Origin of the sequence: Mucilaginibacter lappiensis, from assembly GCF_900155965.1 — a bacterium.
Taxonomy (GTDB): Bacteria; Bacteroidota; Bacteroidia; order Sphingobacteriales; family Sphingobacteriaceae; genus Mucilaginibacter; species Mucilaginibacter lappiensis.
Window position 1 is genome coordinate 149,504 of sequence record NZ_FTMG01000014.1, and the last position, 23,277, is coordinate 172,780.

Sequence of the window (23,277 nt, forward strand, 5' to 3'; positions counted from 1 at the left end):
GAAGACGTAGGGGTAAATAATCACCCGGGTGTAATACCGGTATGAAAGTATTAGTTACTGGAGCAACGGGCTTTATTGGCAGACAGTTAACCCTGGCTTTGGCTAACGCCGGCCATGAGGTAAAAGCTTTATGCCGCAATACCGATCATCCTTACCTTATCAAACACCCGAACATTGAACCAGTTTTGGGCAATATCCTGTATAAACAAAGCCTGGCCAGGGCAATGGATAGCTGCGAACAGGTTTATCATACCGCCGCCATGGCCAAAATGTGGTGCCGCAACACCGACGATTACCATGAAACCAATGTTACCGGTACCCAAAATGTACTGGAGGTAGCGAAAACATGTAAGGTGCAGAAACTTGTATACACTTCCACCTGCGGGGTTTGGGGGCCAACCATCAAACACCCCATGACCGAAACCGATCCGCGGATTACTGGTTTCCCCATTGCCTATGAGCGTACCAAATACCTGGCTGAACTGGAAGTACAGAGTTTTGTAAAACAAGGCTTGCCTGTAGTGATTGTGAACCCATCACGAGTGTATGGCGAAGGTCCCATCACAGATAGTAATACGGTTGGCAAAATGGTATCGGGTTATTTAAAAGGAAAGTGGCGTATTATTCCAGGTAATGGCGAACAGGTGGCTAATTACGCTTTTTTAGATGATGTGGTGGCCGGACATATCGCCGCTATGGATAAAGGAATTACCGGCGAGCGCTACATTTTAGGCGGTCATGACATCAGCTTTAATGACTTTTTCAAAACCTTGCAACAGGTATCGGGTAAGCAATTAAGCATGATCAGAATACCACTAAAAGCTATTGAGATTTACAGCAGACTGGAATGGTTAAAAACCCGACTTACAGGCTTATCGCCGGTGTTTTTACCGGAGTTTGCTGAGCGCCTTAAGTATGATCAAAAATATTGCAGCAGTAAAGCTGTAACCCACCTAGGATATACAATAACTCCCTTTGTAGAGGGTCTGCAAAAAACGGTTAATTATTTAAAAGAATCTAAGAATAATGTTTTTGAGATCAAGGACAGGAGAAATGAGGACAACGAGAGTCTTTTGGGCGACCATAAAACCAATCAATTATGCAGCAACTAACCGCCATTGTAACCGGGGCCAGTGAGGGTCTTGGAAAATCATTCGCCATTGAACTAGCAGGCCGAAACATGAACCTGATGTTGGTGGCCTTACCCGCATCGGGATTACCTGAACTGGCATCCTTTATCCGTAAAAACTTCGCGGTAACAGTTTATCATTTGGAAATTGACCTAACACATACCGAAAGCTATACTGAAATTTTTGCATGGTTGAAGGAACAGCGCATCACGGCGCATCTACTTATCAACAATGCAGGGCTGGGCAATTGGTCGTGGTTTGAGGATAAAAATATCGCTTTTTATAAAATGCAGATAGAACTGAATGTAATTACCCCAGTGCTACTTACCCGATTATTCCTGGCTCAGGCTGATGCATCCGTTACTTCTTATATTTTAAATGTGGGTAGTTTAGGAGGATTGTTCCTGGTACCTAAAAAACAGGTTTACGGCGCTACCAAATCATTTATCCGGTACTTTACCAAATGTTTGCAGCTGGAATTATATGGCTCAAACGTAAAACTCAGCTTGCTGAGTCCCGGCGGCATCAATACCAAACCCGAGCTGCTGGTAATGAACAATACATTGAAAGGCATTTCTAAAGCTACTATACTGGAACCCGAACAAGTAGCCAGAATAGCTATTGACGGATTGCTGAAAGGCAAAAAAGAGATCATTCCCGGCGCAGTTAACCGTTTCCTGGTTTTATTGAACAGTTTGTTACCGGCATATATAAAAGATAATATCATCAAACGAAGATTAAACACTATTTTAGTATCCTGAATTGAATATGATCCTATCGTTACCCATATACAGGCTTATCAAAAATTTGCGCAGCTACTTTAACCGCACCAGCAATACCTGTGAGGTAATTGACGATGAAATCATCATTGTTAATTCGGGCAGCCTGCGCGGGTTGATCCTGGAATTCCATTACAACTTCTGTCAGGTAAAGATTCGTGGACGGCTAAACCTCTGTATTGATATCACCCGTGACGTTTCCGTTGATGTACTCATGCGGATATTGGCAAGTCATAATATCATTTCGAGCCCCCCGGCCCCCTGAAAAAAATGTGCAGATGTGCGGATTTCAAATGTGCAGATGCTTTATAGTCCCTATAATCTATCATTTGCATATTTACACATCTGAAACGGCGAAGCCCTCAACGAAGTTAATCTGCACATCAAAAAGTTTGTTACTTTTGTAACTATTGCTATTTTATTTATGAGCGAAGAGAGATCACTGAACTTTTTAGAAGAAATTGTTGAAGAAGATATAGCTGCTGGCAAAAACGGCGGCAGGGTATTAACCCGTTTTCCGCCCGAACCTAATGGATATTTACACATCGGGCACTCCAAATCCATTTGCTTGAACTTTGGACTGGCACAAAAATATAACGGCAAAACCAATTTGCGTTTTGATGATACCAACCCTACTAAAGAAGAGACGGAGTATGTTGACAGCATCAAGGAGGATATCAAATGGCTGGGCTTTGAATGGGCCGAGGAGCTTTATGCTTCTGATTATTTTGATCAACTGTATGAGTTTGCTGTAACCCTGATCAAAAATGACCTGGCCTATATTGACGACAGTACTGCCGAGGAGATAGCCAAACAAAAAGGTACGCCGACCGAACCCGGCACTCCTAACCAATACCGCAGCCGTTCCGTTGAAGAAAACCTACAGTTATTTGCCGATATGAAAGCCGGTAAATACCCTGACGGCGCCAAAGTACTGCGGGCAAAAGTCGACCTGGCATCGCCAAATATGCACCTACGCGATCCATTGATGTACCGCATTAAACACGCCCACCATCACCGTACAGGCGACAAATGGTGTATCTATCCGATGTACGATTTCGCCCATGGCGAATCAGACGCGATTGAAAAGATCACCCATTCCGTTTGTACACTGGAGTTTGTGCCGCACCGTCCCTTATATGATTGGTTTATTGAAAAGCTTGATCTTTTCCCGTCAAAACAATACGAATTTGCGAGGTTAAACCTCAACTATACTGTAATGAGCAAGCGCAAGCTGCTGCAATTGGTAGAGGATAAACACGTAGAGGGCTGGGACGATCCGCGGATGCCTACCATTAGTGGTCTGCGTCGTCGTGGTTATACGCCTGCCAGTATCCGTGAGTTTTGCGAACGCATCGGCGTAGCCAAACGCGAAAACATGATCGATGTGGGTTTGCTGGAGTTCTGTATCCGCGAGGATCTGAACAAAACCGCCTGGCGCCGTATGGCTGTACTTGACCCGATCAAGTGCATCCTGACCAACTACCCGGAAAGTGAAACCGAAATTATGCACGGCGAAAACAACCCAGAGGTTGAAGGTGGCGATGGCAGTCGTGAATTTCCCTTTAGCCGCGAACTGTGGATAGAGCGTGAAGACTTTATGGAAGAGCCGCCAAAGAAATTTTTCCGTTTGGGGGTAGGCCTGATGGTGCGTTTAAAAAATGCCTACATCATCCGCTGTGACAGCTTTGTAAAAGATGCTGATGGCAACGTAACCGAGATTCACTGTACTTACCTGCCTGAGTCAAAATCGGGTAATGATACCAGCGGTATCAACGTAAAAGGCACTATACATTGGGTAAGTGTACCGCATGCCAAAACTGCCGAGGTGAGGCTTTATGATCGTCTGTTCCAGGTAGAAGATCCATCCAACGAAGATGGCGACTTTAAAGATTACCTAAACCCGAACAGCCTGCAAATTCTGCCAAAGGCCTATATCGAACCTGATCTGGCCAACGCCACACCAGGCAAAGCCATACAGTTTATGCGCAAAGGCTACTTTACCTTAGATAAATACTCCACTCCCGATCACCTGGTGTTTAACCGTACGGTGACTTTGAAGGATGGCTGGGTGAAGAAGTAACCCCCTGCCCCCTGAAGGGGGAGTTTTTGATTAGCATATTTGGCCCGATTCTGATGAATCGGGCTTTTCTTATCTCTGGAGTAAGGGTATATGCCTATTAAGGTGTTCTATTTTTATGAAAAAGTTAACGCTATCCATTCTACTGCTCGTATTCTTGATGAGCTGTAAAACCCAGCAAATATCCTTGGGGTTGTCTGAGCAGAAATTTACCAGAGAGCACCATTATGCCACCCGGATGGAACTCTCTGTGTATAGAACCGTTTACCTGGATAATCAGACTACTGAATTTTATTATTTTAAAGACAGCAAGCTATACAAAATGGACCATGGATTTACACCCTATGGGGCCACAAAACCGCAGCCTACACGTTAAGATTCGTTATATAAAGAGTTCCCCCTTCAGGGGGCTAATACTTTTTATACACGTTATACAAGATGTTCAGATCGAATTGCGTCATGGTTGGGGTTTCGTCGGTTTGAACGAAGTGGCGTTTAAAGGCTACGACGGCGGCGGTCAGGTCGCGGGTATCATAGCCCATAAGCTTGAGCGCTGTGGCATAGTCGAAACTATCGGGTGGAAGTTCCAGCAAATAATCTCGCCAGTAGCCGAATCCTTTTTCGGCCAATAATTTCCAGGGAAAGAAAGGTCCCGGGTCGGGCTTGCGCAGCGGGGCAATATCCTGGTGACCAATAAAGTTACTTGTCGGAATGCCATAGGCCTTTTTGAGTTGCGTTAACAGCGCCAGCAAGCTTTTTACTTGGGTATCGTTAAAAGGCTCGTGCCCGTTATTGTCAATCTCGATGCCGATAGAACAACTGTTCATGTCGCTGATACTGCCCCAGCGGCTAATGCCTGCGTGCCAGGCCCGCAAATAGTCGTTCAGCATGTGGTAAACTTTGCCATCCTTAGCCACCACATAATGGGCACTCACCTGCGGTTTTACCAGGGTGAAAGTTTTAAGCGTTTGCTGTATCGAGTCCTGCGCGGTAAAGTGGATAATCACATAGTTGGGTTTACGCAGATTAAAGTTCACCGTACCTACCCATTCACCGGGAATATTAGCACCTGCACTATCTACCAACATAGGCGGCTGCGTTTGCTCAATCACCCGCACCACCGAATCGGTTTTGCTGGTATACACCTTGTTGGTTAGGGCATACGGCCCCTTCGGGGAGCAGGAACTCAAAGCCGCCAGTGCGACTATGGAGAATATGGCGTAATGGTAGTTTTTCATGTATGTTGCTAATGTAAGCAAATAACACACGAGGGAGAAAAGCGTTTTAATTGATAACCACAACAATCCCCCCTATTCCAAATCCCCATTCCCAAAAGTATCACCTTGGTTAATCCCTCTTGTTATTTTGCATCGAATAGAAAAAAATAAAACTACTAAATTAATAGTCTTTTTCTATATTCGTAGAAATATTATGAAATCAAGTAGGGGTAAATCTTTAATATGTTGTAATAGCTGTAGTTAACATCACTAACAGTTGTTTCATTTCTATTAAATTTTACCATCATGATACCTGCCCTGCTCATCTGGCTCTTCAAAAAATACCTGGCCCCGGCCTTAAAGGATAAACATATTACCCCGTTAGCTTTTATCATGCCCTTAAAAAAAGCGGCGACCTTGCTGGCGCTGCTTTACTTTTCATCGGCACTGATGGCACAGGAGCAAATCACCAAATATAATGTGCTGCATAGCGGAAATGTGGTAGGCCATATGGATCTGTACCAAAAACGCGAGGGTGATGATCTGTCGTTGAGAATGATATCGCAGGTAAAAATGCGTTTCATTATGAGCATCCAGGTAGATATTCATGAGGAATCTGTTTTTCAGAAAGGTAAGCTTATCAGCTCCAGCATCTACCGCAAAGTGAATGGCAAAGAGAAAGCCAATCGCCAAACCAGGGCTTGCGGCGATTGCTACCAGGCTATAACCGACGGTAAAAGTAAACAGCTCGATCAAAAATTCATCGGCACCAACCTCATGCTGCTGTATTGCCGCGAGCCCGATAACAACGCACAAATCTATTGCGATAACTTTCAGCAGTTTTTGCAGGTAAAGCAGGTATCTCCACATGTGTACCGTATCGACCTGCCCGATGGTAATTACAATTTTTATTCCTACACCAACGGAGTATGCAGCAAAGTTGATATTCACCACTCGTTATATACCATTCAAATACAACTGGCCTGAAATTTTGTAATTAAGCCCTTCGCCCGTGAATCTGACCGCCAAACAAGCTATCTTTAACGCAAACTTTCACCCTTTTAAAGTGGAATATAGCGATAGCTCGGTCATCAATTTACTTAAGCAGGGCAGTCAAAGGGCCTTTGAATGGTTATTTAAAGAACACTTTAAAAGCCTGCATGCCTATGCGTATACATTTTTAAAGGATGACGAAATGGCCGAAGAAATTGTACAAAATGTATTTTGCCGCATCTGGGAAAAACGCGATAACCTTAAAACCGATGGCTCGCTCAAATCATACCTGTATCGCGCTGTACATAACGAAAGTTTGAACTATATAAAACACCAAAAGGTAAAGGCCAATTTCGGCCTATATTATGCCGGACAGTTACAACAGGACGAGGAAGAACAGGCCTCAGGCAAAGTAATGACCGCCGAACTGCAACAACGGATCGATACGGCCATGAGCGAGTTGCCGCAGCAATGCCGTACTATTTTTCAGCTCAGCCGTTTTGAGCAGCTCAAGTATCAGCAAATTGCCGATCATATGGGGCTTTCTATTAAAACAATAGAGAACCAAATGGGTAAGGCGCTGCGAATAATGCGCCAGAAACTGGCGGAGTTTTTACCAATTATTTTATTTTTATTAACCCGATGGCTGCACAATGAGTAGTGCCAATATACATATGGATGATGATCTGCTGGTGAAATACCTGGCGGGCGAAGCTACGCCTGCCGAGCACCAACAGGTAGAGGATTGGGTGGCAGCTGATGAAACCAACAAAAAACTTTTTGATGATTTTAAGCTGATCTGGGATCAGAGCCCCGTAACAGAGCGGGATGTAAACAAAGACGATGCTTTTATCCGTCTGCAAAACCGCATCAACAGTAATGTCGCTCCCCCGCGTGGGCCTATGATTAAAAAACTGAGCCGCAAGCAGTGGATCGGTATTGCGGCTTCGGTAGTTTTAATATGCACAGTGCTGTGGCTAACCTTTAACCATATTTACGATAACGGTTCGGTTTCCTTTGTGCGGATAGATAGTAAAGATAAGGTGCAGACCCAATCCCTACCAGATGGATCGGTGATCACCCTAAATACCCGTTCAACTTTGGTGTACCCGGGCAGGTTTACAGGCAACATCCGGCCGGTGAGTTTAAGGGGCGAAGCTTTCTTTAAAGTAAGTCCCGATAAAACAAAACCTTTTATAATTAAGGTGAATGATGTAACGGTTAGGGTTGTTGGAACGTCATTCAATATCAAGAGCCGTGAAGGTAAGACCGAAGTAATTGTAGAAACCGGCATTGTACAGGTAAGCAAAAAGCAAAACAGCGTTGACCTAAACCCTGGCGAACAGGTAACCGTGATCAAAGACCAGGACTTATTAGCTAAACAACAGAGCAAGGGCAAATTGTATAACTATTACCTTACCGGGCAACTGGTTTGTGATAAAACCCCGTTGAGCGAGGTAGTACAAGCATTGAATGAAGCGTATGGTGCGCACATTTCGATAGCCAATAAGTCATTGGAGAGTTTACCGATCACTACTACATTTAAAGGCCAGTCGCTTGATGAAGTACTGGACGTTATTAGCAGCACATTTAAGATCACGGTGGTTCGTAAAAACCAGCAGATACTTTTTAAATAATATATTTTGATTTCGGAATTCGGATGTTCGATTTCGGATTTAGATTAAAATAGCGAAGAGTAAGAGGATAAATAAATTAATCAAAAATTTGGGATGTTCGAGTTCAGAAAAATCCGAAATCGAACATCCGAACTCCGAAATTACCTTATGTATAGCTTACGCAGATATATCCTTTTCTTCCTGATCATTTTAGCCCTCCCGGTAGTTAGCCGGGGCACAGAAGGTGAATCTATCCTCGCCAAAAACATATCTGTTCACGTCAGTAATATGCGTTTAGGCACGGTGTTAAAAACTATCGAGCAAAAGGGAAATTTCACTTTTTCGTACAACAGCAATATTGTAAAAACCGATAGCCTGGTAACCCTCAATGCCGATAACTGGACCATTAAGGAAGTGCTCGACCGTATGCTTCTGAATCACTTTGAGTATAAGGAAACGCGCAATTTTGTGATCCTGCGCTATGCTCCATTGCAACTATCCTTAACTACCGAAAAAGCAATTACCGAAGACGGGGAATACACCATCAGCGGTTTTGTAACCGACGACCGCAGCGGTAAGAAATTGGAGAATGCCAGTGTATATGATCGCTCCCTGCTGCAATCCACCCTTACCGGTAAAGACGGGCGCTTTGAGCTTCGTTTACAAAACAATGGAAAACCTGTAATGCTCACCGTAAGTAAGGAGTATTATAGAGATACCACCGTCACCTTTCTTTCGGGTGTTACGGTAAACTCTAATCAATCTCAGCTTGACGAAGACGGCTACATGGTCAGTAATAATGATGATGGCATTGAGCACACCGTTCTGGGGGGCCTTTTCACTTCGACCAGGCAAAAGATACGCGCGGCCAATCTGCATGGCCTTATTGCGCAAGCCCCATTCCAGGCATCAGCCATACCGGGGGTAAGTACGCATGCTGAGTTTAGCGGGCAGGTGGTTAACGCGGTTTCCCTGAACGCGGTAGGCGGTTATAATGCCGGGGTTGATGGTTTTGAACTGGGCCTTATTTTTAACCTGGATAAGGGCGATGTAGGGGCCGTACAAATTGCCGGTATATTTAACGTAGTTGGCGGCAATGTAAACGGTATACAAGTTGGCGGCTTGTATAATAATGTACTGGGGAGTGTTCGGGGGATACAGCTTTCCTTGTTGCATAACAGCGTAAAACGAGACATGAACGGCATACAAATAGCCGGCTTATACAATCATACCTGGGGACAGGTAAGAGGTATCCAACTGGCGGCTTTAGGCAATATTACAGGGCAAAAATATAGTGGCATGCAAGTGGCCGGGCTTTTTAACTATGCCCGCAACCTGCGCGGCGTGCAGCTTGGATTGATCAACATAGCCGACACCTCATCGGGCTACAGCATCGGGCTCATCAACATTGTACGTTATGGCTATCATAAACTGGCTCTGTCATCCAACGAAACCTTGAATGCCAACATTGCCCTTAAAACCGGTAGTAAAAACCTGTACACTATGTGGATGGGTGGCCTCCGGGTAAATGATAACAGTAAATTGTATGCCTTTGGCTTTGGTTTTGGCCGCGAATTGGGCATGGGCAAGCACCTGGCTTTTAATCCCGAAATAAGCGAGCAATATGTTTACCAGGGTAACTGGGCACGTACCAATCTGCTGGCCAAGCTTGATGCGGCACTCACCTATCGTGTTGCCAAAGCATTTTCCATCAATGCCGGACCATCGCTCAACCTTTTTTATTCAGACCAGCGCAACGCAGTTAATGGATACGCGTATGTCCGGGATCTGCACCATAGCTTTATCAACAACAGCAACAACTGGACCGGCTGGGTTGGATGGACCGTTGGTGTAAGTTTCTTTTGATGAACTTACCCTGATCAGGCGGGTCATTTTGTTAAAAAGTGGGTTTACATGGTTTACACTTTTCACGGTTAACATGAAGCTATTTTATTGACAATCAGATAATTACTCAAAATACTAAGCCAAATAGTGTAAACCCACTTTTTTGTCATTTTTAGTCCCCTCAGGATCCCTTTCAGGTTTAAATTAACCCACAAAATTCACCAATCTGAATTTTAACAGGAGGCACCTACGGAGCCAGGGGACGTGCTATTTTGGGACACTATAAACACGGAGCCCCACTGGGGCTCGCAATACTTTATACTATAATCAATATACCCGGCCTGCCATTTGGCCTCGGAGAGGCCACGTGTTTATAGCTAAAAGCGCGCGTTATTTGGCTCCGTAGGTGCCTCCTAGTGAATTTTGTGGGTTAATTTAAACCTGGAAGAGACCTCGAGGGGGCTATAAAAATTTGCAGACCTTATCTTGTCAAAGTCCTCAACAAAAAACCCGGCCATTATAGCCGGGTCTTCTTACACAATCACTTTATTTAAATTTTCTTATTGCACCTGGAACATATTGTTAAAGTTTGTTCCATCTGGATAGTAGCCCGAGATAACCAGGTTGCCATTTCGCAGGTTGGTGATGGCTTTGTCAATATCAGCCACACTGTTGATGGGTTGTTTATTGATGCTGGTGATCACCGATCCTACGGGGATCTCAAAGTTATCAAACACTCGACCCGGACGCACCTGGGTTACCTTTACACCTGAGTTTACATGGAACTTAGCTTTTTCGGCACCGCTCAATGGTTGGAAACTTGCACCCAGTTTGTTAAACAATTCTTCTGCAGATTTAGAAACTACAGCGGTACGGTTAGTTGGGGTAGCATCTGCTTTAAGTGTTACGGCAAATGTTTTCTCTTTACCATCGCGCAATACGGTTACGTTCAATTTATCACCTGGCTGCATACGGCCAACATGCTCTTGCAGATCTGATGATTCATAAACCGGTGTTCCTTCCACTTTGGCTATGATATCGCCTTTTTTGATACCGGCTTGTTCGGCACCGCCACCAGGTACCACATCATTCACATATAAACCGTTGTTATTGGTGATGTTCAACTTCTGGGCAACATCGGGGTTAAGCTCGGTAAAGCTTACGCCTACAAAGCCGCGTTTTACAGTACCGTATTTTTTAATGTCGTTCAACACCTTTTTAGCCAGGTTAACCGGAATGGCAAAACCATAACCCTCGTATGAACCGGTGTGCGAAGCAATAGCCGCATTAATACCAACCAATTCACCTTTAGTGTTTACCAAAGCGCCGCCGCTGTTACCCGGGTTAATAGCCGCATCTGTTTGAATGAATGACTCAATAGCCTTGTTTAATTTTGGCCCGCTCTGCTGATTGCGGGTACGTCCAAACGGACTATCATCGTCGCCATTATCTTCGCTGCCGATAATGCCTATGTTACGGCCTTTGGCGCTTATAATACCCGCTGTTACGGTTGAAGTTAAGTTAAATGGGTTACCAACAGCCAATACCCATTCGCCTACCCGGGTTTCGTCGGAGTTACCCAATTTGATGATAGGCAGGTCGTTTGCGCTGATCTTGATCAGGGCAAGGTCTGTACTTGGATCTGTACCAATCACCTTAGCCTGAAAAGTACGGTGATCATTAGTAGCTACTGTGATTTTATCGGCCTTTTCAACCACGTGGTTATTGGTAACAATATAACCATCGGGCGAAATGATCACACCAGAGCCAGATGCCATCTGCGGACCACGCTGCGGTGCACGCTGGCCAAACATGTCGCCAAACATTTGCTCCAATTGATCCTGTTTCCCACCCGACTCGCTGCTATATGTGGTACGAATATATACTACCGCCGGGGTTGCCGCGGCTGCCGCTTCCGTAAAATCAAGCGATCCGGTTGATGATACTACCGGTGTTGATTTATTACTGGTAAAATACACTTTTTGCTTTTCTTCAAAGCTCATGTTATCCGAGTATTTGTTCTCGATCACCTTATATGCGCCTAAAGCAAGTGCACCTCCTACAAAAGCGGTTAATAGCGTTAAACCTATCTTTTTCATTTATATTTGCCTTTCTTTATTTTGTTTATATAATTTAACAACTCAAATTTAATACCATATAGACTACATAGTCAACCATTAGTTAAAGAGTTTTTTGTTAAATTTTGTTAAATTAAAATACTCCGGCTATTTTTTATGGCCTAAAGTTTGGGCTACCTTAAGTAGCTGATATTAAATGACATTATTGTGAATATACGATTTTATAAATACCAGGGCGCCGGCAATGATTTTATACTGGTTGATAACCGGGAAAACAAGATAGATCATTCGAACCCCAAGCTCATATCAACTCTGTGCGACCGCCGTTTTGGTATCGGGGGCGATGGCATGATGTTTCTTCAAAGTAAGGAAGGCTTTGATTTTGAAATGGTTTATTATAATGCCGATGGAGCCCCAAGCAGCATGTGCGGTAATGGCGGTCGTTGTATTGTTGCTTTCGCTAAGTTCCTGGGAATCATTGGCTCCGAGACTGATTTTTTGGCGGTTGACGGCCCACACCATGCCAAAATTTCCGAAAGTGGTGATTGGGTAAGCCTGCAAATGATCAATGTCGACCAGATCAATACCGATAAAGATGCTTACGTGCTCAATACCGGCTCTCCTCACTATGTAAAACAGGTAGAGGATCTGGAACATCGCGATGTGTACCACGAAGGTAAAGCTATCCGCAATAATGCTACCTATCGCGAAAAAGGAATCAACGTAAATTTTGTGGAACCCACCAGCGACGGCTATTTTGTACGCACCTTTGAACGGGGCGTTGAAGACGAAACCTTTGCCTGCGGAACCGGCGTTACCGCCGTAGCCCTGGCCATGGCCAGCCATAACCAAAAAACCGGGCACATCACCACCCCCATTAAAGTTTTAGGCGGCGATTTGAACATCCGTTTTAACTATGATGGAAAAGTATTTAGCGATATCTTTTTGGAGGGACCTGCTGTCCAGGTGTTTAGTGGTGAAGTTACCGTTTAATATCTTCATTATTTATTTTGACAACTGCCCGAATATGCTGAAATTGTAGTCTTCAAAAGCACATCGTGTATTTTACAAACTACTTTTTACAGGTTATTCTGCTATTGGGTGTGATTCAGGGATTAATCCTGTGCGGGATGCTTTTTTCAACACCTGGAACCCATTACATAAACCGTTTTTTAGGTGCAATTGTACTGCTGGTTAGCCTGGCCTGTTTAAATAGTTACTTTTTCCAGGCCCCGTGGTTTCAGGCAAGTCAATTATGCCGGCTGCTTGGCGCTGTTGTTCCTTTAGTAATCATCATGCCTGTTGGACCTCTTATTTTCTTTTATACACGCGCTATAATAACTCCCGGCTGGCGAATAGATAAAACACATCGGCGGCACTTCTACCCTACTATTATAGATCTTGTGCCTTATCTTGCGGCAATTATTTACCTTATTGGTTATTTTCTAAAAATGATAACCCCCAATCCAGCGCCATGGGCATTGTTCATAGATAATTACAATACCTATGCCGATATCCCTCGCTGGCTTTCCATTTCTGTTTATCTGTATGCTTCTTATAGACTGATCCAAGTAAATTCCGGGCAAAACTCAACCTATAAATGGCTGCGGTCATTTATCCTGGCATTTGCTCTTTTTCAATTCGTCTGGCTTTGTTTCATGATACCTTACCTTATACCCCGGTACAACACTCCACTTTTAGAACAGGTAGGCTGGTATCCGGTTATGATTCCAATGGTTGTGCTCATATATTGGATGGGTATTAAAGGGTTCCTGGTATTCAAGACCGGTGATAAGAATGCGTATAAAAGGACCCTAGCTCGAATAACTTCAGACGAAGTCAGCCAAACCCTCGTTTTATTAACCCGACTTATGGAAGAAGAGCATTTGTATCTAAAACCCGACCTCAATCTGGAAATGGTGTCAAAACATATCCAATTACCCCCCAAAACTGTTTCGGCGGTATTAAACAATCAATTACAGTTAAGTTTTAATCAATGGGTAAATGGTTACCGGGTAGCCGCATTTAAACAAAGGGTTGTACAGGCTAATTGCGGTCATCTTACTTTGGCCGGTGTGGCCTTAGAATGCGGGTTTAACTCCCAGGCCTCCTTTCAACGCGTTTTTAAACAGCTTACAGGTATGGTTCCCTCTGAGTACCGGGATTCTGTCACCTCATGATCCCGAGGTAAATAGCTCTCAAAACCAGATCTGAGAAGTGTTTCATTTAAATAGTTATGTATCAAAGGGCAATTTTACACGAAAAATTATTTGCCATGAAAAACTATTTATTTACACTATTAATTTTCTTTCTTATACCGCTAAACAGCACCGCCCAATCCCAACAGGATACATCGTTAACAAGAAAACTGGATGAATTAATTAAACAACGGTTACCATCCGTCGGTCCGGGATGTGTGGTTCTGGTTGCAAAAAAGGGACAGATCATTTATAAAAAAGCTTTCGGACTATCTGATCTTCCGTCCAAAAAACCGATGCGAGCCGACATGATCTTCCGGATCGGCTCCATGACCAAACAATATACCGCGATAGCTACGCTGCAACTGGTAGAGCTGGGCAAAATATCATTACAAGATACCATCCAGAAATATGTAAAGGAATTTCCATACAAAGGCTATCCGATCAAAATTGAAAATTTTCTCACACAAACCTCTGGCATTCAGGATTATATGACCCTTCAAAACCATGACCCGGCGAAGGAGCGAGATGAATATACACCAGCGCAAGGAGTTGATTATTTTAAAGACGCACCGCTGAACTTTACACCTGGCAGCAAATTTGAATATAGCAATTCCAATTTTTATCTATTAGGCTATATTATTGAACTGGTAACCGGCCAAAGTTATGAAAGCTACATTAAAGAGCATTTACTTAAACCCGCAGGGCTGGAACATACCTATTATCTTCATAAAGGAGAAAACGTCCCCAACCTAACTCCGGGCTATTCCCGGCCCGACGGTAAAAACTGGGAACCAGCCGAGCTTCAGGATCCAACGGTTATGTACGCGACCGGCGGCCTGATGTCAAACGTCGATGATCTATTTAAATGGCATCAGGCTTTATCGGCAGGCAAACTGATATCAACTCAAATGTTGAAAAAGGCTTATACACCATTCAGGCTTGCTGATGGATCATTATCAGAGTATGCCTATGGGTGGTTTATCAGGGATTTGGATGGCAGCACTACTATTGAACACAGCGGATCAACCGATGGGTACCAAACCGATGAGATCTATTTGCCACAAGAAGACGTTTTTATTGTCGCTTTATTTAACGGGTTTGAGTATGATATGGATTTTATTATGCTACCCAATGACATAGCGAGATTAGCAGCAGGTAAACCCTTACGCCCCGAACTGAAACTTACCGATGACAGCTTGAAACAATATACAGGTACTTATACCTATAACTCAGAACACCAAATGGTAGTAACTTTTAAAAATCATCAGTTATTTGTGGACGATACTTATCAGAAAGATAATTTACACGCCATTAAACTATATGCTAAAAACAACAACAGGTTTTACATTAAGGAGGCGCCAATAGATTTTGAGTTTGTACCCGATCCTTCTTCTAAAAAATTTATGCTGGTTACCTATAACGCGCATGGGAAAGATGCAGAGTGGAAACAGTGAAGGCCTAAAAAAAATAAAAGCCCCCCAGACTTGCTCCGGGGGACTTTCAACCTAAACCTTATCACAATTAAACCGGTAAGTTTACCAGTTCATATAGGGTAATACAATTACTATACCAAAAACCTCATTGGTTGTAAATTTTACAATTATGTAATTGGGATACCTCAACAATGTTCAAAATCTGATACACAGATTACACAACTGACTAATTGTATGGTCACTTGTCGGTTTTCGCAGACACATCGCCCAGCATAACTATAACTGCTTGGCAGTCTTTTTTCTACGCAGATAGGCATCTGTTAAAAACAAAGCAAGCACCACATCAAATATCAAAAACCACTTTACAAGCGGGCCGCTAAAAATGCTGTTAGTGCTGGGTAGCTTTACACCAGCAGGTAGTTTAATATCTGCAGCGCTGATATTAATCCCGGAAATATGAATATTAGCAAAAGTGAATGTAAGCAGGGCTAATATGGTAAATACAAAGAAAATAGCTATACCCAGGATAATGCGCTTATCAATATTGGCCTTCAGCGGCTGCATAGCATTTTCTGTGCGAATAGCCTTCATCACTTTATAAGTAAAGGCCATCGGCGGCTCATCCAATTCTATTGCTGCAAACTCCTGGTTAAGCGCCAGCAGCTCCTGATATTTTTGTGCATATGCGCCGTCCTGCTCAATAAGCCTGGCTATGGCGTCCTGTTCAGCCGGGCTGCAGGTTCCATCAATATAATTCCAGAGTTTTTCCTCAATCGTGTTCATATCAGTTCTTTCACCTCTTGTTTTAAATTGTGCTCCAGCTTCTCTTTCAAACGCTGGCGCGCCCTAAATAGTTTAACCTTAACCGTATTTGTTTCCATCCCCAATGCCTGGGCAATTTCTTCCAGAGACTGCTCCCCCTTATAAAAAAGGGTAATGATGGTAGCATCATCTGGCAGCAGTTGTGCGATGGCCTGGTTAAGATAAAACGACCTCGATTTATTTTCTATATTGTTGGTATCATAGCCCGACTCCCGGCTTTCCACCTGTATAAAAGTATTTTCATCGTCAATGGAATCTGTTGCTACCCTCTTTTTTCTTAAAAATGTCATCGCCGTGGTATAAACTATACTATACAGCCATGTACTGAATTTCGACTGCCCCTGGAACGATGCCAGCGAGCGGTACGCTTTTATAAAACAATCCTGGGCAATCTCTTCAGCATCTTCACGCCCCTTGGCAAAACGCATGGCCAGGGTAAATACAAAACGCTGGTGCCGCTTAACCAGATCGGCATAGGCCGATTGGTTACCCGCCAGGGTTTGTTCTATGAGTTCGATATCTGAAAGCTTGCTCTGCATGTGTTACAACCTCTCTGACGCCGCAGTTTTAAATCAGGTTACAGTGTTGACGTAAATTTAGTGAAAATTTAACTTGGGCACCCGTCTTCTATCGGCTTAAAATTCAAAACAAAGCTGTAGCTTTATACAGCCATAATAACCGGACCCAAACACAAATAAATTATAACACCTGTTACATATTAAACTTTTGGTACGTTATCATAGTCACATAACATATTATATTTATAAAATAACTATCACATGAAACCATCTTCGAACTGCTAAACAAACACAAACACAGTTCGTGATAGTTTCACCATCTAAAAACAATTTACCCCATGAAAAAGCTATTTATCCTTGCAGCATTACTTATGACAACTTATGGAGCCTTTGCACAAACGGTTGACCTGCGCCGAAAAATTGAAGTTACAGGCATTGCCGAACAGGAAGTTACACCCGACATTATATACGTTTCCATTTCCTTACAGGAATATATGAACGGTAAAAACCGGGTTACTATTGATGTTTTAGAAAATCAACTGGAAAAAGGTGTAAAAGATGCCGGCATTCCACGCGAAGATTTTACGATAAACGATGTTTCGGCCTGGAACAACACCTATCAAAAGAAAAAAACTCCCGATTTTTTGGCCGGCAAACAATACCTGGTTAAAGTTACCGACCTGAATAAATACAACCAGATACTAGCTAAGGTTGATCCAAAAGGGATCCAATCAACCAACATTCAGAGCTATGATTATTCAAAGATCAACGATTTGAAAAATGCGCTGAAATTAAAGGCATTATTATCAGCCCGTGATAAAGCCGCTTTCCTGGTAAATGGCCTTGGCGATAAATTAGGATCTGCCTTGAGCATTACCGAAAGCGATAACAGCAGCTTTCCTCAGCCACGTGTCATGATGATGTATAAAGCAGCCGCAGCCGATTCTGCAGGTCCTGCCGAATCAGACATCGACTTTAAAAAGATAAAACTGAGCTTCCAGATACAAGCTGTATTTGAGATAAAGTAGGCTTTTAAGGTAAAAGCCGAAAGGTAAAAGGCGAAAGGTTATAAATCTTTCGCCTTTTTTGTTGAGTTTTTTTCGCAGAAAAACCCTTCACCTTTGGCCTTTAACCCTTTACCTCACTTTTTTTTACAAATGGTGTAACCTGTTTAAAAACAGTGTAGTCATAACCTACAAATACACCACATTGGTGATTTAGAAACAAGAAAAATTAAATTAACTTATTAAAACTTAAATAGTATGGAAACTGCTCAACTGGGTGTATTAGCTGGAATTTTAGTACCCCTCGGCTTCTTCACCATGATCTTCGGGATCGTTTATCTGAACAAACGCGAAAAACTATCAATGATTGAACGAGGTATGGATCCTCGTAGTTACAAACCACAATCAGCGCCTTATCAGAACTTAAAATGGGGGCTATTGCTCATCGGTTCAGGTATCGGTTTGTTCCTGGCCTTTATTTTAGATCATACGATCTTCCGCTATATGGATGATGAGGCTTTTTTCCTTTATGTGGCCCTGATTGCGATATTCGGCGGAGCCGGATTGATCCTCTCTTACCGGATAGAAAAAAAGGAAGTGTTGGATAAAGATGATGTTACCCTGCAGAAATAATCTAGAGATATCACTGTCGACTTAAAGCGTCTGTTTCAACAGGGGCTTTTCGGCGTTTAGTGTATTTAGTTCGAAATATGATACTTCTCTTTAAAAGACTGCAAGTGATGTAACTCATGCCCGGCCATCATATAAACAAATGCCCTTACCGAAAACAGGTGATCACTGGCAATACCTGTACGCAGTAACTGCTCTTCGCTAAATCCCCTGACCATGTAAATATTTGATAACCGGGTGGCTTTAAACTCCGATGCCAGGTCCTGTATACTTTGGGCATTAAAATCAGTGTTGTTTACGTATATATCCTGATCAAAGCCTGGCAGTTCGATATGGTTTCTCGAAAAAACAAGGGCGCGGTAGGCAAACGTACGTTCGGTATCTATCATGTGTCCAAGCACCTGCTTCACTGTCCATTTACCTGGCGCGTAGGCGTACGAGGCCTGCTCATTGGTAAGTTTGCTTAACCGTTGATAGCTCGATTCCATTGAACGTTCCAACAGTTCAATAACATGAGCATCAGGAACCAGGCTTACATACCCAGCTGCAAATGGCGAATATTCTTCAGGAGATGGCTTGCTTATCATTACGTGTATTTTTTAATACGATTCTAAAGGTTGTCCCCTTACCCACTTCGGAGTCTTTTACAAATATCTGCCCGTTATGGTAGTTCTCTACCATACGTTTGGTTAGTGACAGTCCCAGACCCCAACCCCGTTTTCGTGTGGTGTAACCTGGTTGAAAAACAGTGTCAAATTTAGATCGTTGAATCCCTTTACCGGTATCGGTTACATCAATAAAAACCTGGTTCTTCACCTTGTTACCGCCTATTTCTATATGGATGCTCCCCTTACCGTCGATAGCGTTTACCGCGTTTTTCAGTAAGTTTTCCAATACCCAATCAAACAAGGGAATGTTAAGTCCGGCTTTGAGATGTGGATTGCCCGTCATTTCAAAGCCAATATTCTTACTTACCCTAACTTTAAAATAATCAACAAAATCTTTAACCACAGCATAAACGGCATGCTCTTCCAATACGGGTTTCGATCCTATTTTTGAAAAACGGTCGGCCACTATTTCCAGCCGCTGTACATCGTTCTCCATTTCCGCTATCAGCGTATCATCCTGGGCATTAAACTTTTCCTTCATCAGCTCAATCCAGGCCATTAATGACGATATAGGAGTACCCAGCTGATGGGCTGTTTCTTTGGCCAAACCAACCCAAACCTGATCCTGTTCCGATTTGCGCGATGAACTGAATGCCGTATAAGCCATCAGCAAAAATATTGCGATTATCGTAAGCTGAACATAAGGGAACAAGCGCAATTGTTGCAGCAAAGGCGAGTCTTTGTAATAGACAAACCATTGCTCGCCCAGCATTTTCAGCTTCATATTAATGGGCGCATGCTGTTTTTTCATATAATCCAGTTCTGACTTAAAATATTCCGGATCGTATTTTTTTGTCTTACTTCCTTCGGCCTGTAGCTTCATAAAGGCTTTGGTGGTATCTAACCCGCGTACATATTTAATATCGCCCTTTTCATCAATAACAATGGCCGGCACCGTTAAGCTATCGCGTACAGCGGTTGTAAACTGCAAAAAGTCGTCATCGTCCGAATTAAATAACTGTCGCATACTCATGGCCCAAACCTGCGCACGGGTACGCTCGGAGCGGGCTATATTTTTAACCAGGTAGCGTGTATAAAATAGAGAGCCAAAGGCAATAACTACGGCAAACGCGAGCAGAAAATATTTCCAGCGCTTTTTTTGTTGGTATGGGTTCATACTGGGCACAGTCCAAATAACGTAAAATTATTTGAATTGTGATGGTTACAGGTATGCAGATTTCAAATGTGTAGATATGCAGATAATCGATTGCCCGTCATTTTTCATCTGCACATCTAAAATCTGCATATCTGCACATAGTAAAAAACTTATCTTTGCCCCATCATGACCGATAAAAAAGTAAGAGTTCGTTTTGCGCCAAGCCCCACCGGTGGTCTGCACCTGGGTGGCGTACGCACGGTATTATTCAACTATTTATTCGCCAAAAAACACCATGGCGATTTTATTTTAAGAATTGAAGACACGGACCAGAGCCGTTATGTAGAAGGTGCCGAAGAATATATTTTAGATTGTTTGAAGTGGTGTGGCCTGCAGCCAGACGAAAGTCCGGTAGTTGGCGGCCCTTACGCTCCCTATCGTCAGAGTGAGCGCAAAGCGCTTTACCGCGAATATGCCGAACGCCTGGTGATGCAAGGGCACGCCTATTACGCCTTTGATACGGCCGAAGAACTGGATAAGAACCGGAAAGAGATCCCTAATTTTCAATACGGCCTGGCCTATCGTGATAGTTTGCGCAATTCGCTTTCATTACCGCAGCACGAGGTTGATGCCTTGCTGGATGCCGGTACACCACACGTAATCCGCATAAAAATACCTGAAGATGAAACGATCAGCTTTCATGATTTGATTCGTGGGCATGTGAGTTTCGAAACCAACCAGGTTGATGATAAGGTGTTGCTCAAAGCCGACGGTATGCCCACCTATCACTTAGCCGTAGTGGTTGATGATTACCTGATGAAAATTTCGCACGCTTTTCGTGGCGAGGAATGGCTACCATCGGCCCCTGTACACTTGCTGTTATGGGACTACCTGGGCTGGAAATCAGACATGCCGCAATGGGCGCATCTACCCTTAATATTAAAACCCGACGGACATGGCAAGCTAAGCAAACGCGATGGCGCCCGCCTGGGTTTCCCGGTATACGCCATGACTTGGTTTGATGCCAAAACAGGCGAACTTACCCCAGGTTTCCGCGAATTGGGCTTTTTGCCAGAAGCATTTTTAAACCTGCTGGCTACCCTGGGTTGGAATGATGGTACCGACCAGGAATTGTTTACACTGGATGAACTGATTGAAAAATTCTCACTGGAACGCGTAAGCAAAGCCGGGGCTAAGTTTGATTTTGAAAAAGCCAAATGGTTCAATGCCGAGTGGATTAAAAAGTCTGATGCCAGCAGTTTACAGTCGGCAGTGAGCGCTGTTTTGGCTGATAAAGGTATAGTGGTAACGAATGAAGATTATCTGCTAACCGTAATCAACCTCATCAAAGACCGCTGTGTTTTAATACCCGATTTTTATCAACAGGCCGGATACTTTTTTGAGCAACCCAAAGAGTACGACCTCAACGCTGTAAAACCCAAGTGGACCGACACCAAAACTGATTTTTTTAATGCGCTTACCGCTCTATTAAACAGCGATCAAGCCGCTTTAGAAGCCCATAGTTTTGAAGAGGCTTTTAAAGCTTTAATGGACGAAAAAGCCTTAAAAGCTGGCGATGTTATGCTGCCTTTCCGCATTATGCTGGTTGGCGGTAAGTTTGGCCCGCATGTGTTTGACATAGCTTCATTACTGGGCAGGCAAGAAACCATTAGCCGGATTGCCGGGGCTTTGGAAGCGTTTACTGCTTAAGCATACTCGCCATTCTACATATTAACAAATAAAAAATGCGTATTATTGGGATAACACAATCCTATAATCACATGAATAAAATTTACTTTAAAAGCATCAGCATTATCCTGATGCTTTTTTGCGTTATAAGCGCCTTTGCACAACAGACTGATTCCGTTAAATATATTAAGGCCGGTCGGTTCATTGATACCGAAAAAGGCAGGATATTAACCAATCAGATCATTGTGGTTGACCACGATACCATTAAAGCGGTTGGCGATAACATTAGCATACCAACAGGTGCAAAAGTTATTGACCTCAGCAATGCCACGGTTTTGCCCGGTTTAATTGATTGCCATACCCATTTAAGCCAACAACCCGGCGATAATTATTATGACGATATTTTCCGTAAATCGGCTGTTGACTATGCAGTAATTGCACCCATTTATACCAAACGGACCCTGCTTGCCGGCTTTACCACTTGTCGCGATGTAGGCGCTGCCGCTTTTATTGATATCGCCCTTCGCAATGCTATCAATCATGGCGATATTCCAGGGCCGCGTATGCTTTGCGCTACTTTATTTATCGGCAGTACAGGTAGTCATGGTGACCTCAACGGTTTTTCGCCATATTTAGACTGGGTTGGACCCAAGCAAATGAGCGGTGTGGCCAACGGTGTTGATGAGGTACGTAAACAGGTGCGTTACAATATTAAATATGGTGCCGAGGTAATCAAATTTGGCGCAAGTGCCGGTGTGCTCTCGGAAGAAGAAAGCGTAGGCGCGCCTCAATTTACACAGGAAGAAATGAACGCCATTGTTGATGAGGCCCATCTTTGGGGCCTTAAAGCTTGCGCCCATGCGCATGGAACAATAGCTATCAAGATGGCCGTAAAGGCCGGTGTAGCCTCTATTGAGCACGGCAGTTTCCTGGACGATGAAGCCATTGCTCTCATGAAACAACATGGCACTTACCTGGTTGCCGATATTTATAATGATGATTATATACTGAGCGATTATGCCAAGCATGGCACCCCCGAAAAGATCATCAATAAGGAACGCCTTGTTGGAAAAACACAACGCTTAAGTTTTCAGAAAGCGGTTAAAGCCGGAGTTAAGATAGCCTTTGGCACCGATGCCGGCGTTTATCCGCACGGCTGGAATGGCAAACAGTTCAAATACATGGTAAAATATGGCCTAACTCCCATGCAGGCTATCCAGTCGGCCACTTATAACGCTGCCGATCTGTTAGGCTGGCAAGCCAAGGTTGGTTCTATAGCTAAAGGAAAATATGCCGACCTGATAGCAGTTAAAACCGATCCCCTAACTGATATTACCAGCCTGGAAAATGTGTCCTTTGTTATGAAGGGCGGCGAGGTATATAAGGATGAATTACATCCCTAATCTAATTACTTTACAATAGTCAGAAAATATCGAAACAAACGAGATCAACACATCGTAATAAAGCCAAAGTGTTGA

General features: G+C 43.5%; 22 protein-coding genes. 16 read left to right on the forward strand and 6 right to left on the reverse strand.

Going from position 1 to position 23,277, the window contains the following annotated elements; genetic code table 11:
• The first annotated feature begins 41 nt into the window (after positions 1–41).
• The 5 genes from BW976_RS22325 (at position 42) to BW976_RS22345 (ending at position 4,365) form a co-directional block, all read left to right on the forward strand.
• Positions 42–1,112, forward strand: a complete 1,071-nt coding sequence (locus BW976_RS22325) for an NAD-dependent epimerase/dehydratase family protein (RefSeq protein WP_076376670.1) — start codon at positions 42–44, stop codon at positions 1,110–1,112.
• Positions 1,100–1,891: an SDR family NAD(P)-dependent oxidoreductase gene (locus tag BW976_RS22330; RefSeq protein ID WP_076376672.1), complete on the forward strand. Its 792-nt coding sequence runs from the start codon at positions 1,100–1,102 to the stop codon at positions 1,889–1,891. The genes BW976_RS22325 and BW976_RS22330 overlap by 13 nt, the downstream gene beginning before the upstream one ends.
• Before the next feature lie 7 nt (positions 1,892–1,898).
• Entirely contained in the window at positions 1,899–2,174 is a 276-nt protein-coding gene (locus BW976_RS22335; RefSeq protein WP_076376674.1) for a hypothetical protein, read from the forward strand.
• Positions 2,175–2,333: 159 nt separating this feature from the next.
• Positions 2,334–3,992 carry a glutamine--tRNA ligase/YqeY domain fusion protein gene (locus BW976_RS22340; RefSeq protein ID WP_076376676.1) on the forward strand — a complete coding sequence of 553 codons (1,659 nt, stop codon included), beginning with the start codon at positions 2,334–2,336 and terminating at the stop codon, positions 3,990–3,992.
• Positions 3,993–4,107: 115 nt separating this feature from the next.
• The gene (locus BW976_RS22345) at positions 4,108–4,365 is read left to right on the forward strand and encodes a hypothetical protein (protein ID WP_139332387.1); all 258 of its coding nucleotides are present in this window, start codon (positions 4,108–4,110) and stop codon (positions 4,363–4,365) included.
• Positions 4,366–4,399: 34 nt separating this feature from the next.
• Here BW976_RS22345 and BW976_RS22350 read toward each other — a convergent pair whose 3' ends face one another.
• Positions 4,400–5,227 carry an N-acetylmuramoyl-L-alanine amidase gene (locus BW976_RS22350; protein WP_076376680.1) on the reverse strand — a complete coding sequence of 276 codons (828 nt, stop codon included), beginning with the start codon at positions 5,225–5,227 and terminating at the stop codon, positions 4,400–4,402.
• Between the two features lie 285 nt (positions 5,228–5,512).
• On the opposite strand from BW976_RS22350, the gene BW976_RS22355 reads away from it, so the two are divergent.
• The 4 genes from BW976_RS22355 (at position 5,513) to BW976_RS22370 (ending at position 9,681) form a co-directional block, all read left to right on the forward strand.
• Complete coding sequence (locus BW976_RS22355; protein WP_076376682.1) at positions 5,513–6,193, forward strand: DUF6134 family protein; 681 nt, start codon at positions 5,513–5,515, stop codon at positions 6,191–6,193.
• Positions 6,194–6,218: 25 nt separating this feature from the next.
• On the forward strand, positions 6,219–6,860 hold the full coding sequence (locus BW976_RS22360; RefSeq protein ID WP_245834766.1) for an RNA polymerase sigma-70 factor: 642 nt from the start codon (positions 6,219–6,221) through the stop codon (positions 6,858–6,860).
• Positions 6,853–7,836, forward strand: a complete 984-nt coding sequence (locus BW976_RS22365; protein ID WP_076376684.1) for a FecR domain-containing protein — start codon at positions 6,853–6,855, stop codon at positions 7,834–7,836. The genes BW976_RS22360 and BW976_RS22365 overlap by 8 nt, the downstream gene beginning before the upstream one ends.
• Positions 7,837–7,983: 147 nt before the next feature.
• Positions 7,984–9,681, forward strand: coding sequence for a peptidase associated/transthyretin-like domain-containing protein (locus tag BW976_RS22370; protein WP_076376686.1), 1,698 nt, complete (start codon positions 7,984–7,986; stop codon positions 9,679–9,681).
• A gap of 539 nt (positions 9,682–10,220) precedes the next feature.
• Here the strand turns inward: BW976_RS22370 and BW976_RS22375 are convergent.
• Complete coding sequence (locus BW976_RS22375) at positions 10,221–11,759, reverse strand: Do family serine endopeptidase (protein ID WP_076376688.1); 1,539 nt, start codon at positions 11,757–11,759, stop codon at positions 10,221–10,223.
• Positions 11,760–11,945: 186 nt separating this feature from the next.
• Here BW976_RS22375 and dapF point away from each other — a divergent pair, with 186 nt between their 5' ends.
• From dapF to BW976_RS22390, 3 genes are all read left to right on the forward strand, one after another.
• Complete coding sequence (gene dapF / locus BW976_RS22380; protein WP_076376690.1) at positions 11,946–12,731, forward strand: diaminopimelate epimerase; 786 nt, start codon at positions 11,946–11,948, stop codon at positions 12,729–12,731.
• A 65-nt stretch (positions 12,732–12,796) separates the two neighbouring features.
• Positions 12,797–13,918 (forward strand): helix-turn-helix domain-containing protein, encoded by a 1,122-nt coding sequence (locus BW976_RS22385; RefSeq protein ID WP_076376692.1) that lies wholly within the window; start codon positions 12,797–12,799, stop codon positions 13,916–13,918.
• 95 nt (positions 13,919–14,013) lie between these two features.
• The gene (locus BW976_RS22390) at positions 14,014–15,393 is read left to right on the forward strand and encodes a serine hydrolase domain-containing protein (protein WP_175614158.1); all 1,380 of its coding nucleotides are present in this window, start codon (positions 14,014–14,016) and stop codon (positions 15,391–15,393) included.
• A gap of 255 nt (positions 15,394–15,648) precedes the next feature.
• Here the strand turns inward: BW976_RS22390 and BW976_RS22395 are convergent, their stop codons facing one another.
• Complete coding sequence (locus BW976_RS22395; RefSeq protein ID WP_076376696.1) at positions 15,649–16,155, reverse strand: anti-sigma factor family protein; 507 nt, start codon at positions 16,153–16,155, stop codon at positions 15,649–15,651.
• Complete coding sequence (locus BW976_RS22400; protein WP_076376698.1) at positions 16,152–16,733, reverse strand: RNA polymerase sigma factor; 582 nt, start codon at positions 16,731–16,733, stop codon at positions 16,152–16,154. The genes BW976_RS22395 and BW976_RS22400 overlap by 4 nt, the downstream gene beginning before the upstream one ends.
• Positions 16,734–17,050: 317 nt before the next feature.
• On the opposite strand from BW976_RS22400, the gene BW976_RS22405 reads away from it, so the two are divergent.
• Both BW976_RS22405 and BW976_RS22410 read left to right on the forward strand, forming a co-directional pair.
• Positions 17,051–17,740: an SIMPL domain-containing protein gene (locus BW976_RS22405; protein WP_076376700.1), complete on the forward strand. Its 690-nt coding sequence runs from the start codon at positions 17,051–17,053 to the stop codon at positions 17,738–17,740.
• Positions 17,741–17,974: 234 nt separating this feature from the next.
• Positions 17,975–18,349: a DUF6249 domain-containing protein gene (locus tag BW976_RS22410; RefSeq protein WP_084192310.1), complete on the forward strand. Its 375-nt coding sequence runs from the start codon at positions 17,975–17,977 to the stop codon at positions 18,347–18,349.
• A 65-nt stretch (positions 18,350–18,414) separates the two neighbouring features.
• Here the strand turns inward: BW976_RS22410 and BW976_RS22415 are convergent, their stop codons facing one another.
• Positions 18,415–18,933: a DinB family protein gene (locus BW976_RS22415; RefSeq protein WP_076376702.1), complete on the reverse strand. Its 519-nt coding sequence runs from the start codon at positions 18,931–18,933 to the stop codon at positions 18,415–18,417.
• Entirely contained in the window at positions 18,911–20,131 is a 1,221-nt protein-coding gene (locus tag BW976_RS22420; protein WP_076376704.1) for a sensor histidine kinase, read from the reverse strand. Before BW976_RS22420 ends, BW976_RS22415 begins: the two co-directional genes overlap by 23 nt.
• Positions 20,132–20,296: 165 nt before the next feature.
• On the opposite strand from BW976_RS22420, the gene gltX reads away from it, so the two are divergent.
• Positions 20,297–21,820: a glutamate--tRNA ligase gene (gene gltX, locus BW976_RS22425; RefSeq protein ID WP_076376706.1), complete on the forward strand. Its 1,524-nt coding sequence runs from the start codon at positions 20,297–20,299 to the stop codon at positions 21,818–21,820.
• Between the two features lie 71 nt (positions 21,821–21,891).
• A complete protein-coding gene (locus tag BW976_RS22430) occupies positions 21,892–23,202 on the forward strand; it encodes a Xaa-Pro dipeptidase (protein WP_084192313.1) in 1,311 nt (436 codons plus the stop codon).
• Positions 23,203–23,277 lie beyond the last annotated feature (75 nt).